Source organism: Acinetobacter sp. SH20PTE14 (genome assembly GCF_021391555.1).
Taxonomy (GTDB): Bacteria; Pseudomonadota; Gammaproteobacteria; order Pseudomonadales; family Moraxellaceae; genus Acinetobacter; species Acinetobacter amyesii.
Genome location: NZ_CP090067.1, coordinates 1232042 through 1245238, shown reverse-complemented (window position 1 = coordinate 1245238; position 13197 = coordinate 1232042). Strand labels below are relative to the sequence as shown.

The following is a 13197-nucleotide window of genomic DNA, read 5'->3' as shown; positions in this document are numbered from 1 at the left end:
TCAAGGCTGAATCGCTCTACTCTTTAGGTTGAGCTTGCTCTAAATATTTCTGATATTGTAATTCGACTGTACGCTGAAATTGGGCTTGATCAAAATGATTTAATCTTTCAATAAATGCAGGACAAAACGTCGCTGCATTTACTGGCTGTAATGATTTGCTCATGCCCTCTAACATGCCTTGAAGCTGCTGTTTAAATTGTGCATCGACTGGCTGATCAACATCTTTTGCTTTTAATGGCTCTACACCATTAAAACGGACAGCCTGAACCGCAGCAATTAATTTTAGCTTGGCAGCTTGATAAGCCTGATCTAATTCCGTATTCATCTGTGGTTGTCGATCACGACAAAAATCTAGCATGGGCTGTAGGCTGATGAGCGGCATTTTTTCAATGACATCACGGTTACTATTTAAAGATAAATCCTCTTGAGCATGAACGACTGTGTTCATACCCAAGAATAAAATGAAAAAGCCTTTTTTAATTTTCATGATTATTTTCTTTTCATCTATATAAGGTATTTTAAAAGGACGTATTCATCTCGTCCTTACTCTTGCCCACGGCTCTGTTTTGCCCAAAGGTTGGCAATCACACCACAGACCATCAACTGAATTTGGTGAAAGATCATAATTGGTAAAACTATCATCCCCATCGGCTGACCAATAAAGAGAATTTGTGCCATGGGCACACCACTCGCCAAGGTTTTTTTAGAGCCACAAAAGAAAATCGTCTTTTGATCAGCTCGACTAAAGCCCAACCAACGCGGTACGTATAGCGCCAATAACATAATGATCGTTAACAAGACAGAGCACGCCACAATCAATAGAAATAAAGTCATACCACTTACTTGATGCCAAAGCCCTGCCACCACCGCACTACTGAATGCACCATAGACCACCATCAAAATTGAGCCCTGATCAAATACCTTCACAATTTTTGGCATTTTCTTCATATAAGGAAACACCCAAGGACGGAGGAGCTGCCCTAAAATGAAGGGAATCAGTAATAACAGGGTAATTTGGATAATAGATGCTGTCGGATCGTAGTTATGTTGTGACTGGCCGAGAATAAAATAGGCCACCATCACTGGGGTAATAAACATCCCAATAATATTTGAAAATGATGCACTACAGACTGCGCCAGCAACATTACCCTGTGCTACCGAAGTAAATGCAATGGAAGACTGTACTGTCGAGGGTAAAAAGCACATAAACAAAAAGCCCCAATACAACTCTTGCCCTAACATCGGCACGAGAATTGGTTTCGCCATTAAACCCACTAATGGAAATAATGCAAAGGTAAAAGCAAAAACTAAAGCATGTAACTTCCAATGCATTATGCCTTCAACCACAGCCTCACGAGATAACTTTGCACCATGTAGAAAAAATAAAATGGCAATTGCAGCCGTTGTAATATAGCCAAAAATTTCTGCAGCTTGACCACTGACAGGCAAAAAAGTCGCAAGTATGACCATTACAAAAAGTAGAATGGTAAAACGATCCAAAGCCAACATTTTTAGCATAACAACATCCTGTACAAATTTCCCTTTAAAGCTGATCGGCACAAAAATGCCCAATAAGCTAAATTTACCATTGAGTAAATTTAATCTTACTGGGCCATGTAAATAAAGCCAGCTTTTCTCCGATATATTCATTATTTTAAACGTTGATAGTGAGCTCAACGCAAAAAAAATTATAAATAAGAATATTCAGCATTACATATGACTTTAAATGAATAAGTGCAGATTAATTATTTCGTGCATTTGAGTCTTGTTGGATCAACTCAATTTTATAGCCATCTGGATCTTCAACAAAGGCAATGACGGTCACACCACCTTTCATTGGTCCTGCTTCACGTACCACGTTTCCGCCACGTGCTTTAATTTCTTCACAAGCCTTGTAGGCATCATCTACTGCAATAGCAATATGGCCATAAGCGTTACCCAATTCATAACTCTCCGTATCCCAGTTATGCGTTAACTCAAGTACAGTATGATTTTCTTCATCACCATAGCCCACAAATGCCAAAGTAAAACGACCTTCTTCATAATCACGCTTACGAAGCAAAGTCATACCGAGTACTTCAGTATAGAACGCCAATGAACGCTCTAAATTGCCTACACGTAACATGGTATGCAGCATGCGCATAATCGAGTTTCCTAAATCTATCATTATGTTTGAATACTATAGGGATTTAACATACAAAGTTCAATTTAAGTCTAGAATGCATATACCCGCTTATTTCAAATATCCTTGTCTAAAACCACAGATATACTTAGGCTATTTAGTAGCTTAGAATAAAAAAGCCCATTCAAACTGAATAGGCTTTTTCAAGTTAAATTGAATTATGAATTGGATTTTTGTTCATGTTCTCTCAATAGTTTGGCGACCCAAACCACTAAAATTAAAATCGGAATACCAATTAAAGTCGTCATCAAGAAAAAGTTTGGATAACCGATATTGGTCACAATCGTACCAGAGTAACCGCCTAAAATTTTAGGGGTTAAGGTCATTAATGAACTAAAGATGGCATATTGAACAGCTGTGAAAGAAACACTGGTTAAGCTCGATAAAAATGCAATAAATGCCGCACCAGCAAGACCAGAAGCCAAGTTATCAACAATAATCGCGAAATATAACCACAGCGAACTATAAGGCTTAATAACCTTTCCTTTGATGTCCACATTCTGTTCAGCACTTGCCAAATTAATCGGTTGAATATCAACACCAAGCACACCTGACATATTGGCTGATGTATTCACTTGATATGTTAAATCGACACTCTTTTTCACTACATCATTTTCTAGTAGTTGAGCCGTTAATGTTTTTTGCTTTGCTGTTTCGAGCGCTTGACCTGGAATTGCAGCACTAAAAACACCAGTTTTATCAAGCTTCGCGTCGAATGGTTTAGCATCCAAAATAATTTGAATTTTTTGACTTTCTTTTAACTCGCCTGCCAAGTATTGTCCACGGACCACGATACTATTTGCAGTCTCTTGAGCTGAAATCGTGTTATCTGAAGTCACTGGCAGCAACATCATTGCTGAGTTTGAAAAAGCATTATTCAAATACGGCAAACTCACCTGTACTGGATGTTGATTCTTAGACTGATAATCCGCACTGACTTTAATATTTTGATCTGCAGCCAAGACTGCTTTTGGAATTTGAACTGCCCAAGCACCCGTGTCATCCGGCGTCGCTGTATATTGCTGCCCTGCTACATTTACAATGACATCGCTTAATGGCTGACCTGATTTGACCAGACCGATAAAAATCAAGTTTGTTGAACTTGCTAAAATCGCACCAACAAACATCAATTTCATAATGTTCATGCGCTGCGCTAGCAAACCGCCAAGGAAGCCGCCAACCAAGCTAAAAATCACACCATAGACTTTTACAGCTTCAGCAATCTGCTCTTTGGTGAAGTTTAAATCTTGATAAAACACATTAGAAATGACGCCGGCGATAATATCGGAAATACGGTAAAAACCAATAAGTAACAACAGCACTAAAGCCAGTTTTAGACCATAACGCTTAAAAAAATCTGCAACTGGATTAACCCAAGTTTCAAATGCCATCTGCTTATTTACAGCACCTGATTTCACTAAAACAGAACCGACACCAAAAGCAACCATAGCTGAACCAATAAAGCGTACAGCCTCTAAACAGAACAATGCAAATGAGTCTGAAATTTGCCACTGCTCTTTCAAGCTTTCAACCGCAACACCTGAATAGATATAACTCAAAACAAAAGCAACCACCGCAGCAAAAAATACAGCGACTAAGCGATAATAGTCGGTCCGTTTATAATGCTTTTGTACACGGTCAACCTGCGGCTCACGTATCGATAAAGTTGTGATAATACCGATAACCATTACAGCAGCCATTGCAAGGTAAGTATATTTCCAAGCTTCATAAATATAGTTACCTTTGGCCGTGCCTAAATATGCCGCCAAAAATAACGCCCCTGCACCTGCCACGATCATGCCGATACGATAACCTGCATTATAGGTCGAAGCTAAAACGGTCTGCATTTCAGTTTCTGCCAACTCAATACGATACGCATCAATCACAATGTCTTGCGTTGCGGCAGAAAAACCAAGTAATACGGCTCCAGCAGCCATTTGGTAAATATAGCTTTGCCCTAAAGCTGGGTCTGAAAATGCCATGATACAAATTGCACAAATAATGAGAACCTGAGCGATCAACAACCATGCACGGCGACGTCCGAGTTGTTTGGTTAAAAATGGTACAGGCAACTCATCAATTAAGGGTGCCCAAACAAACTTAAACGAATAGCCAAGTGCAGCCCAACTAAAAAAAGTTACTGCACTTTTATCAATTCCTGCTTCACCTAACCAAAGCGATAAACTGGAAAAGATCAGTAAAATTGGAATACCGGCCGAAAAGCCAAGAAAAAGCATAATCAGCGCACGTCGGTCTAAAAATGCAGTAAAAGCAGATTTCCATCCTGAAGCTTGTGTTGTCATGACTCAGTTATTTTTGTCAAAATCGAATGTTGCTATTCAAGCGCTTAATGACAACGGTTTCAACAACATTTATGAAATCATTGTTTTATTTTATCGATATTTCGCATGCTGTTGCTTGATCTTTGGCATTAAACCTGTATACCTTAATTACATATCTCTATTCTTTAGTTTTTTGGATTCAACAGTGACCCAGCGACTTGAACAAATTCACTCTTCTTTATCAACCACCATTAATGAAACCAACACAAAAAACTTAGCAGAAACAGTAACGACACTAAAGAGCGCTTTTGATCAACCCGAAATACAGAATACTTTAACTAAAACCCAGTTGCAGCCGCTTCAGCTGACGCATACACCTGAACTCAAAAAAATACCAACGTCTACCAAGCGGATCAAACCACTTAATGACTTTTTAGGACAAGATCGTGCCCGAGCTTCGGTCGAGGCTGGCATTGCATTACCCTATTCAGGCTATAACATTTTTGCTGTAGGTACCGCAGGCTTAGGTAAGCGCACCATGATTAAGCGCTTATTACAACAACACGCTAAAAATATGCCAACGCCTTCAGACTGGGTCTATGTCAATAATTTTAAATTTCCGCGCGAACCGATTGCGCTGAAACTTCCCTCTGGTCAAGCGACAAAGTTCCAAGCGTTATTACATCAAAGTTGGCAAACCATATTAAAACAGCTTGAACGTCGCTTCACCGCAGAAACCTATCACAATCGTATTGAAATGATTCGCCAACATGCTGGTGATGAACAACATCTTGCTTTAGTTGAATTAACCCGAGAAGGTGAAGAGCTCGATCTTAAACTGATTTCTCAGGATGATGATCATTGTTTCGTTCCGATGCACTTAGTAGATAACAAATACCAAGAAATGTCGAAAGAAGACATCCATGCTTTAAGCAGCAAACAACGTGCTGAAATTGCGTCAAACGTCCGTTATATGGATAAAAAACTTGAACGTCTTGGTCTACATCTTGGTGATCTTGAAGATGACGCACGCGATAAAGTTCAGGTTTTAAACCGTGAAATTGCTAAACAAGTCGTCATGCCGCGTATTGATGTGATTCAAAATAAATTCAGCATGGTTGAAGGCTTGGAAGATTATCTGAAGCAATATGCAGATGACATCATTCAAAATGTTGAGTTTGTGCTTGAGCAAGAAGAAGATGACTTTACACCTGGCCTATTTAACCGCGTGCCATCTCGCTACCAAGCTAACATTATCGCCTCACACAAACCAAATGCTGGTGCGCCAGTTATTTTTGAAGATTTCCCAACCCATTACAATTTGCTAGGTCATGTCGAACAACTGACCCAAAATGGCACCATCACCACAGACTTTACGTTAATCCGTCCTGGTGCATTGCATAAGGCCAATGGTGGATTCCTCATCTTGGAAGCTGAACAACTTTTAGAGCAGCCTTATGCATGGCAAGGTCTAAAACGTGCATTAAAGTCAGGACATTTAAAGCTGTCTTCACTTGAACATATGCTTACATTGACAGGCAGTATTTCGATTGAGCCTGAAGCTATTGATTTAAATATCAAAGTGATCCTGCTTGCTGAACCTGATATTTATTACGATATTTTAGAACTCGAACCAGAACTGGGCAGTGTCTTTAAAATTCGTGCCGATTTTACCGATACATTACAACGTAATGACATTAATGAGCAGGCATATATGCAGCTAATTGCTGATTATGTGCAAACAGACAAACTTCTGCCGTTTGACCGTACAGCACTTGCTGCACTGTTAACTGATTCAAGTCGTCAAGCTGAAGATCAAAGCTCTTTGTCATTACATGCCCTCACCTTAGGTGATTTGATTCGTGAAGCACATCATCATGCAGCACTTGCTGGCGATAAAATGGTGACAGAAACACATATCAACACCGCTCTTGATCATCGTAAATACCGTCTAGGCTACTTACGTGAATTATATTGGCAAGATCTTACTCGCGGTACACAGTTAATCGAAACCAAAGGTCATCGATTCGGGCAGATTAACGCCCTCTCTGTGATTCAATATGCTGATGTTGAATTTGGTTTACCGTCACGTTTAACGGCTTCGGTTTATCAAGGTGGCGGCGATATTTTAGATATCGAGCGTAGTGTAGAACTCGGTGGTTCTTTACATGCCAAAGGCGTCCTGCTGATGTCGAGTTTCTTAAAGGCACACTTTGGTCGTGAACAAATTTTACATTTTTCTGCTGCCCTTGCCTTTGAGCAAAGCTATGGCCAAGTAGATGGCGACAGCGCAACTGTTGCAGAGCTTTCAGCTCTTATTTCCGCTATTAGCCAATTACCGATCGATCAATCATGGGCAATCACTGGCTCAATGAACCAATTGGGTCAAGTTCAACCGATTGGTGGTGTAAATGCCAAGATTGAAGGCTTCTATGATGCATGTAAATTACAAGGGCTAACAGGCAAGCAAGGTGTGATTATTCCACGCCAAAATATGCAGCACTTAATGTTACGTAAAGATGTGATTGAAGCTGTACAAAAAGGTCAATTCCATATTCACGCCATAGATACCATTGACCAAGCTCTAGAAATTTTGATGGCGCATCCAGTAGGCACTCTTGATAAAAAAGGTCGTTATAGCAAAGGCTCAATCTACGCTGCTGTCATGGAGCAACTTGAATACTGGCAAGCGATTGAAGATGGTGCTGAGTTTGAGGAAGAAGAGCCAAAGAAAAAGAAAAAAAAGAAGAAGTCAAAAAAGGACAAAGATAAAAAGGCAAAGAAGTCTGAAGCTCAAGACAGTACTGCTAAAAATGGGACTGCTGAAAACGAGCAACGTGTTGAAGAAAGTCCGACTGAAGACAATCCGTCATAAATGTTCGATTAGATTATTCATTTGTTGATTTTTCCACCACCCTTTGTGCTTTAAATGCGTATGGGGATGGTGGAAAAACGCATAAACCACGACTTTTTTGATAAATAAGTCATAAAAAAAGCGCCTTAAAGGCGCTATTTTTATCTGTATCCAATGATCAAAATCATCAAATACACATCCAATTAAGCTTCAGGAGCTGGGCTATATTGTTCAACTAAAGGTTGTAATTCACCTTTTTGGAACATATCAAGCATAATGTCGCTACCACCGATCAACTCACCATTGATCCATAATTGTGGGAAAGTCGGCCAGTTTGCAATTTGTGGAAGAGTTGCGCGAATATCTTGATTTTCAAGAATATTTACATAAGCAAACGGACGACCAATTTGACTGAGCGCTTCTACTGCACGCGCAGAGAAACCACACTGTGGAAACTGTGGAGTGCCTTTCATGTAAAGTAGAACTGCGTGTTTAGCAATTTGGTCACGAATTAACGCTTCTGTATCGCGTGCTTGTTCAGTCATTGATATATCCTCAATAAATCTGCTTCGCATTATACCCAAAACTGAGTAAAACAATATGACTAAAGCAATATTTCACGTTTTATTTACATTTCAGCTTTTCAAGTGAGTCATATTTTGCTTATATAGACCTCTTGATGCTCATATATATATGGCGTCTCCTCTATATTATTTCAATCACCTGACAAATTAGAGTTAGTCATGAATAACATTACCCTTGCCCCAGTACAAACTGATCAACCATCGCACTTGATGCCAGTCTTTGGCCGCCAACCGATCAGCTTTGTCCGAGGTCAAGGTGCTCACCTGTATACTGCAGATGGCACAGAATACTTAGACGCACTGACAGGGATCGCTGTTTGTGGTTTAGGTCACTCACATCCTGCAATTACAGCAGCAATTGCTGAACAGGCAGCGACCCTCATTCACACCAGTAACTTATTTGAAGTGCCTTGGCAAACGGCTGCTGCGCAAAAATTAGCAGAAGTTGCGGGTATGGAAGAGGTTTTCTTCTCAAATAGTGGTGCAGAATCAAATGAAGGTGCAATCAAAATTGCACGTAAATTTGGTCATATGCAAGGTGTCGCAACACCAAAAATTATCGTTGCTGATCATTCTTTCCATGGTCGTACCATGGCAACCTTATCTGCAACAGGTAACAAAAAAGTTCAAGAAGGCTTTGGCCCATTGGTTGAAGGTTTTATCCGTGTACCTTTCGGTGATATCGAAGCGATTGAGGAAGCGGCGATTCACCACCCTGACATCGTAGCGATTTTGGTTGAGCCGATCCAAGGTGAAGGTGGTGTAAATACTGCACCTCAGGGTTTTAGCTACCTAGAAGAAATTCGTCAAATCTGTAATCAGCACAACTGGTTAATGATGCTTGATGAAGTGCAAACAGGTAATGGTCGTACAGGTAAATACTTTGCGTATCAACACACTAATATTGTTCCTGATGTGCTAACTACAGCAAAAGGTCTAGGTAATGGCTTCCCTATCGGCGCAGTCATGACTCAAGGTCGTGGTGTTGGCGTTTTAACAGCGGGTAACCACGGTTCAACTTATAGCGGTACAGCATTAGGTTCACGTGTGGTTTATACCGTGATTGATACCATTCAAAAAGAAAACCTTGTTGAAAATGCTGCAAATATGGGTGCGTACCTTGTTGAGCAATTCACAGAGCAACTTGCCGATCAAAACGTAACTGTTCGTGGTTTTGGTTTAATGGTCGGCATTGAATTACCAAAAGCATGTGGCGAACTTGTGAATATTGCACGTGATGAGCATCACTTGATTATTAACGTAACAGCAGGTTCTGTGATTCGTTTATTACCTACGCTAAACATCAATAAAGAACAAGCGGATATCTTGATTGAACGCATTGTTAAAATGGTGAAAAACTTTCTAGCGTAATTTGTGCCGAAAGTAAAAAAGCCGCTGATTGCGGCTTTTTTTATATCTTTTTAAACCTTTTTTGTTTTTATGAGGCTTCTTGGTATACACGTCCGCCTGGTAATTGACTGAAATACAATTTTAATGCATCTAGGCAACGATGAATTTTAGTAGGCTGTTGATCACGTTTAGACATCACCGCATATAGAGTAAATGATGGTAAGCGCCATTCTGGTAAAACTTCAACAAGAGAACCGTTTAATAAGTCTTTTTGCGTATCTAGATATAATATTCTTGCAATGCCATGTCCTTGTTGGCACATTGCTTTTGCAGCAAATACATTATTTGTTGTAAATCGGGAATGCACATCCAATGCAACCTGCTCTTTCGTCACTGCATTTTCAAATGCAAAATGCTGAAAGTTTTTAACCAAATTTATTTGAACCATATCATGATTTTGTAAATCTTCTGGTCGTGTAATTAAACTGGTTTGGTTGATATAGCTTGGTGCTGCAACGAGAACTTGTTCAACATGTGCCAATGGCACCACATGAAACTGTTGATCATCAATTTTTGAACTCATTCGTAGCGCAATATCAATGCGGCCATCAATTAAGTCGATATATTGATTATCTGCTTCTAGATGAACGGATAAACCGCGATGTGCCGACATCCAATGTGACAATGCAGGAATCACATGATTCGCACAAAGTTCTGGTGTTGATGCAATACGTAATTCACCGACTAAGTCGTCACGAAGTTCATTGATACGAATTTTGCCGCGCTCTGCGGCAGATAGCATCTCTTGGCAACTATGAAAAAAAGCTTGTCCAGCTTCTGTCAAACTTAACTTACGTGTTGAACGATGTAAAAGAATGACTTCCATATCCTGCTCTAGTGAGCGGATTTGCTGACTCACGGCACTCGTGGTAATACCTAACTCACGAGCAGCACCGCTAAACGAATTTTTTTCCACAACGCAAGCAAAGACACCCATTGCTCGAAGTTGATCTAACATAAATTTCCCTCATAAACTTATGAGAAGCTTCATCTTTCGATAAAAGCAACTCATTGTATTATACGGGGATATTTTGCTTTTGCATTATATATTTAATTATTTGGTAAAACTGAAGTTGGATTGATTGGTTTACCATCTAAACGCACTTGGAACTCAAGCATCGTGCGGTTGGTACCCGATGAACCCATCTCACCAATTTGCTGCCCTGCTTTTACAGTATCGCCACTTTTGACATTCATTTTACTGTTATGTGCATATGCAGTGATATAGCCATTAATATGCTTCACCAAAATTAAATTGCCGTACTCTTTAAGACCATCGGCGGCATAGACCACTTGACCATCAGCTGCTGCAAAAATAGGATCACCTGTATTACCTGCGTAACGTGTTCCTTTCACATTCGATGCTAAGTTATAGCCTTGTAATACCGTAGGACGCGATACTGGACTCACCCAACGTAAACTTGAAGAACTGACCACAGGCGTTGGAACTGTAGTTCGCGTCACTGTCGATGGTGTGGTTGAAGCTTGAGTCACGGGCGCTGTTTGCGTTGGCATTGCAATCGTTTGGCGTTGAATTGGTGCCGCTTGAGTCATGGCTTGTGTAGACGTCGTACGACGAGAGCCACTATTTTTAAGGCGAATGGATTGTCCAACATAGATGCGATAAGGCTGGGCAATATCGTTCATTTCTGCGATGCTGACATAGCTCAAGCCATAGCGAGCTGCAATGCCACTTAAAGTATCTCCCGAACGAACTGTATAATAATCCGGAGCAGTCGCATAACGGGTCGCATTATTAATTTGTGGTTTTGACGCACAGCCAGTCATGACCAAAGTTGTAACCACAGCAGCAGATAAAACAAGGGTCTTAAATAATGCTGCAGGAGCAGTAATAACGCGATATTGTGACACCAGGGACATCATCTTCCTCACTAATAATTCAAATATAGTCATTATGAATGGGCTAAGATTAGCAAAAATCCACTCTAAAAAAGTTGCGGCATAACCATTTTCACAAAGTTATAACACTAATACTTAAATTTTAGATAACTCTGCGTGTAAGTTATTCAAAATCTCATAGTTTGTAGCATCCATTTGTATAGGCGTTACACTGACATAACCATTTGCCACGGCAAAAAAATCTGACTCGATATCGGTTAAGCCTTTCTTAGGCTCTGCCACTGCCTCGCCTGCCAATCCAATCCAATAGACTTGACGACCACGCGGGTCTACATGACTGGTAATCGGTTTGGACTGTAAACGTCTTCCTTGATAGGTCACTTTGGTGCCTTGAAGTTCAGCAACATCTGGAATATTAATATTAAAAATATGTCGTGCAGGTAGCGCGGGTAGTCCTTTGGCAATAAAATCATGCACCCATTGCGCGGCGACTGCATAATCTTCTGGGTTATTATAACTACGCACATTTGGCCCAGCCAAAGACACGGCTAGCGCAGGTTGTTTCATTAAACGGCCTTCAAATGCGGCACCCACTGTCCCTGAATACAGCACATCATCACCCAGATTTGCGCCGCTATTGATCCCACTCACCACCAGATCAAATTCAAAATCGAACAGACCATTCATTGATAAATACACACAGTCCGCAGGTGTACCATTTACTGCCCACATATTTGGTGCAATTTCGACAGGTCGTAATGGTCGATCTAAAGTCAGTGCACTTGAAAAACCGCTGCGTTCGCTTTCAGGCGCCACGATCACCACACGACCGAGAGGACGCAATGCATGTGCTAAAGCTTGGATACCGGGAGCAAAAACGCCATCATCATTGGCAATTAAAATATTCACAACTAAATTTCCATTACTAAAAAATTAAAAAATGACTCGCAAGAACATTTTATTGAAATATATGAATAATTATATATATTTACATTTCAACATCCAGCATAAATGTGTGTGTACAAAATGAATAAAACCGTAGCACTTCGTGGTTTATTGAGCTTTGCTCTAGCAGCTTGCATGACTCAAACTGTGGTCGCAGACAATGACTTCACTCAAGAAGAAGCCAATACCATCGTAAAAGAAGATATTGCATCTGCACAAGTCATGTTAGAAGTATGCCCTGCGATTATTGGTCAAAATGCAAAATTTGATGCCAACATTCAAGCACTCACTAAAACATATCTTGCTGATTATTCTGATAAATCAATGACATTAGAAAAACTACAGTCTGACAGCGAATATAAATCAGTTCTTGAAGAAGCGCGTCAAGCTGCTAAAGAAACTGATAAAGCTGAGCAAAAATCAGTTTGTGATGACGTTTTAAGTTATGAAGGTTAATTGATCATTCAGCTTTGGACGTCCTCTCAATAGGTTAGTCCTTATTGCATCAAACCTGCCCAAAAAAGGATGACGCTTTATAGCCTCATCCTTTTTTCTTTCACAATGTATTGATTTCTAAACAGCTTCAATACAATTTTCTACTGATCTCTACCAGAAATACGATTAAGCTAGGCAAATAAATTTTAGCTATTTGATATCTTTTAGGTTATTAACAGGTTATTTAAATGAAAAACTCCTTTGTAAAATCTCTTTGTGCCCTTAGCCTTTCTGCTTTTGCTTTCACTACCATGTCTGCACATGCCGCAGATGAAAAAATTGAAGTCACCCCTACACCTCAAGTGACCAGTCAAGAACTTGCAGCTATCTATGTACTATCTGAAGTCTGCCCAAAATTGGTGAATGACAAAGATCGACCAAAGTTTGAAGCGGGTTATGCAAAATTAGCTAAAGAATATATGCCGAATGAAAAGAACCCAGTAAATGCTTTACAGCAACTCAGCAAACAAAAAAGTTTTAAAGACGCTTTAAAAGAAGCGCAGTCTGATGCGAAGAAAGCTGGCGATAAGAAAAATGGTGCGATTTGCAAAGAATTGACTGCTTACAGCAAATAATACCAATTGG

Annotated in this window: 12 protein-coding genes; 4 read left to right on the top strand and 8 right to left on the bottom strand. The window is 40.1% G+C overall.

Annotated features, from left to right (window positions below):
- Positions 1-16: 16 nt before the first annotated feature.
- From LXF01_RS06105 to LXF01_RS06090, 4 genes are all read right to left on the bottom strand, one after another.
- Positions 17-487 (bottom strand): hypothetical protein, encoded by a 471-nt coding sequence (locus LXF01_RS06105; protein WP_233945199.1) that lies wholly within the window; start codon positions 485-487, stop codon positions 17-19.
- Positions 488-543: 56 nt separating this feature from the next.
- Positions 544-1518, bottom strand: coding sequence for a bile acid:sodium symporter family protein (locus tag LXF01_RS06100; RefSeq protein WP_180127205.1), 975 nt, complete (start codon positions 1516-1518; stop codon positions 544-546).
- A gap of 223 nt (positions 1519-1741) precedes the next feature.
- Positions 1742-2143, bottom strand: a complete 402-nt coding sequence (gene gloA, locus LXF01_RS06095; RefSeq protein ID WP_078191833.1) for a lactoylglutathione lyase — start codon at positions 2141-2143, stop codon at positions 1742-1744.
- A 197-nt stretch (positions 2144-2340) separates the two neighbouring features.
- Entirely contained in the window at positions 2341-4485 is a 2145-nt protein-coding gene (locus LXF01_RS06090) for an AmpG family muropeptide MFS transporter (RefSeq protein ID WP_233945198.1), read from the bottom strand.
- Positions 4486-4690: 205 nt separating this feature from the next.
- Here LXF01_RS06090 and LXF01_RS06085 point away from each other — a divergent pair, with 205 nt between their 5' ends.
- Positions 4691-7339, top strand: coding sequence for an AAA family ATPase (locus LXF01_RS06085; protein WP_442781364.1), 2649 nt, complete (start codon positions 4691-4693; stop codon positions 7337-7339).
- 182 nt (positions 7340-7521) lie between these two features.
- Here LXF01_RS06085 and grxD read toward each other — a convergent pair whose 3' ends face one another.
- A complete protein-coding gene (grxD, locus tag LXF01_RS06080) occupies positions 7522-7863 on the bottom strand; it encodes a Grx4 family monothiol glutaredoxin (protein ID WP_067762767.1) in 342 nt (113 codons plus the stop codon).
- A 198-nt stretch (positions 7864-8061) separates the two neighbouring features.
- On the opposite strand from grxD, the gene LXF01_RS06075 reads away from it, so the two are divergent.
- Positions 8062-9273, top strand: a complete 1212-nt coding sequence (locus LXF01_RS06075; protein ID WP_233945196.1) for an aspartate aminotransferase family protein — start codon at positions 8062-8064, stop codon at positions 9271-9273.
- A gap of 67 nt (positions 9274-9340) precedes the next feature.
- On the opposite strand, the gene LXF01_RS06070 is transcribed toward LXF01_RS06075, so the two are convergent.
- The 3 genes from LXF01_RS06070 to surE all read right to left on the bottom strand — a co-directional run bounded on the left by LXF01_RS06070 (position 9341) and on the right by surE (position 12081).
- Positions 9341-10270, bottom strand: a complete 930-nt coding sequence (locus LXF01_RS06070) for a LysR family transcriptional regulator (protein WP_078190171.1) — start codon at positions 10268-10270, stop codon at positions 9341-9343.
- A gap of 92 nt (positions 10271-10362) precedes the next feature.
- Positions 10363-11193, bottom strand: coding sequence for a peptidoglycan DD-metalloendopeptidase family protein (locus LXF01_RS06065; RefSeq protein WP_078191836.1), 831 nt, complete (start codon positions 11191-11193; stop codon positions 10363-10365).
- A 114-nt stretch (positions 11194-11307) separates the two neighbouring features.
- A complete protein-coding gene (surE, locus tag LXF01_RS06060; RefSeq protein ID WP_180172457.1) occupies positions 11308-12081 on the bottom strand; it encodes a 5'/3'-nucleotidase SurE in 774 nt (257 codons plus the stop codon).
- A 117-nt stretch (positions 12082-12198) separates the two neighbouring features.
- On the opposite strand from surE, the gene LXF01_RS06055 reads away from it, so the two are divergent.
- Together LXF01_RS06055 and LXF01_RS06050 are read left to right on the top strand one after the other, a co-directional pair.
- Positions 12199-12573 carry an MCR_0457 family protein gene (locus LXF01_RS06055; RefSeq protein ID WP_111884222.1) on the top strand — a complete coding sequence of 125 codons (375 nt, stop codon included), beginning with the start codon at positions 12199-12201 and terminating at the stop codon, positions 12571-12573.
- Positions 12574-12800: 227 nt separating this feature from the next.
- A complete protein-coding gene (locus LXF01_RS06050) occupies positions 12801-13187 on the top strand; it encodes an MCR_0457 family protein (protein ID WP_233945195.1) in 387 nt (128 codons plus the stop codon).
- Positions 13188-13197 lie beyond the last annotated feature (10 nt).

What these genes read in the sequence shown, in the direction of transcription:
- LXF01_RS06105 (WP_233945199.1), bottom strand. Translation starts at nt 487, where the DNA reads ATGAAAATTAAAAAAGGCTTTTTCATTTTATTCTTGGGTATGAACACA.
- LXF01_RS06100 (WP_180127205.1), bottom strand. Translation starts at nt 1,518, where the DNA reads ATGCTAAAAATGTTGGCTTTGGATCGTTTTACCATTCTACTTTTTGTA.
- gloA (WP_078191833.1), bottom strand. Translation starts at nt 2,143, where the DNA reads ATGCGCATGCTGCATACCATGTTACGTGTAGGCAATTTAGAGCGTTCA.
- LXF01_RS06090 (WP_233945198.1), bottom strand. Translation starts at nt 4,485, where the DNA reads ATGACAACACAAGCTTCAGGATGGAAATCTGCTTTTACTGCATTTTTA.
- grxD (WP_067762767.1), bottom strand. Translation starts at nt 7,863, where the DNA reads ATGACTGAACAAGCACGCGATACAGAAGCGTTAATTCGTGACCAAATT.
- LXF01_RS06075 (WP_233945196.1), top strand. Translation starts at nt 8,062, where the DNA reads ATGAATAACATTACCCTTGCCCCAGTACAAACTGATCAACCATCGCAC.
- LXF01_RS06070 (WP_078190171.1), bottom strand. Translation starts at nt 10,270, where the DNA reads ATGTTAGATCAACTTCGAGCAATGGGTGTCTTTGCTTGCGTTGTGGAA.
- LXF01_RS06065 (WP_078191836.1), bottom strand. Translation starts at nt 11,193, where the DNA reads ATGTCCCTGGTGTCACAATATCGCGTTATTACTGCTCCTGCAGCATTA.
- LXF01_RS06055 (WP_111884222.1), top strand. Translation starts at nt 12,199, where the DNA reads ATGAATAAAACCGTAGCACTTCGTGGTTTATTGAGCTTTGCTCTAGCA.
- LXF01_RS06050 (WP_233945195.1), top strand. Translation starts at nt 12,801, where the DNA reads ATGAAAAACTCCTTTGTAAAATCTCTTTGTGCCCTTAGCCTTTCTGCT.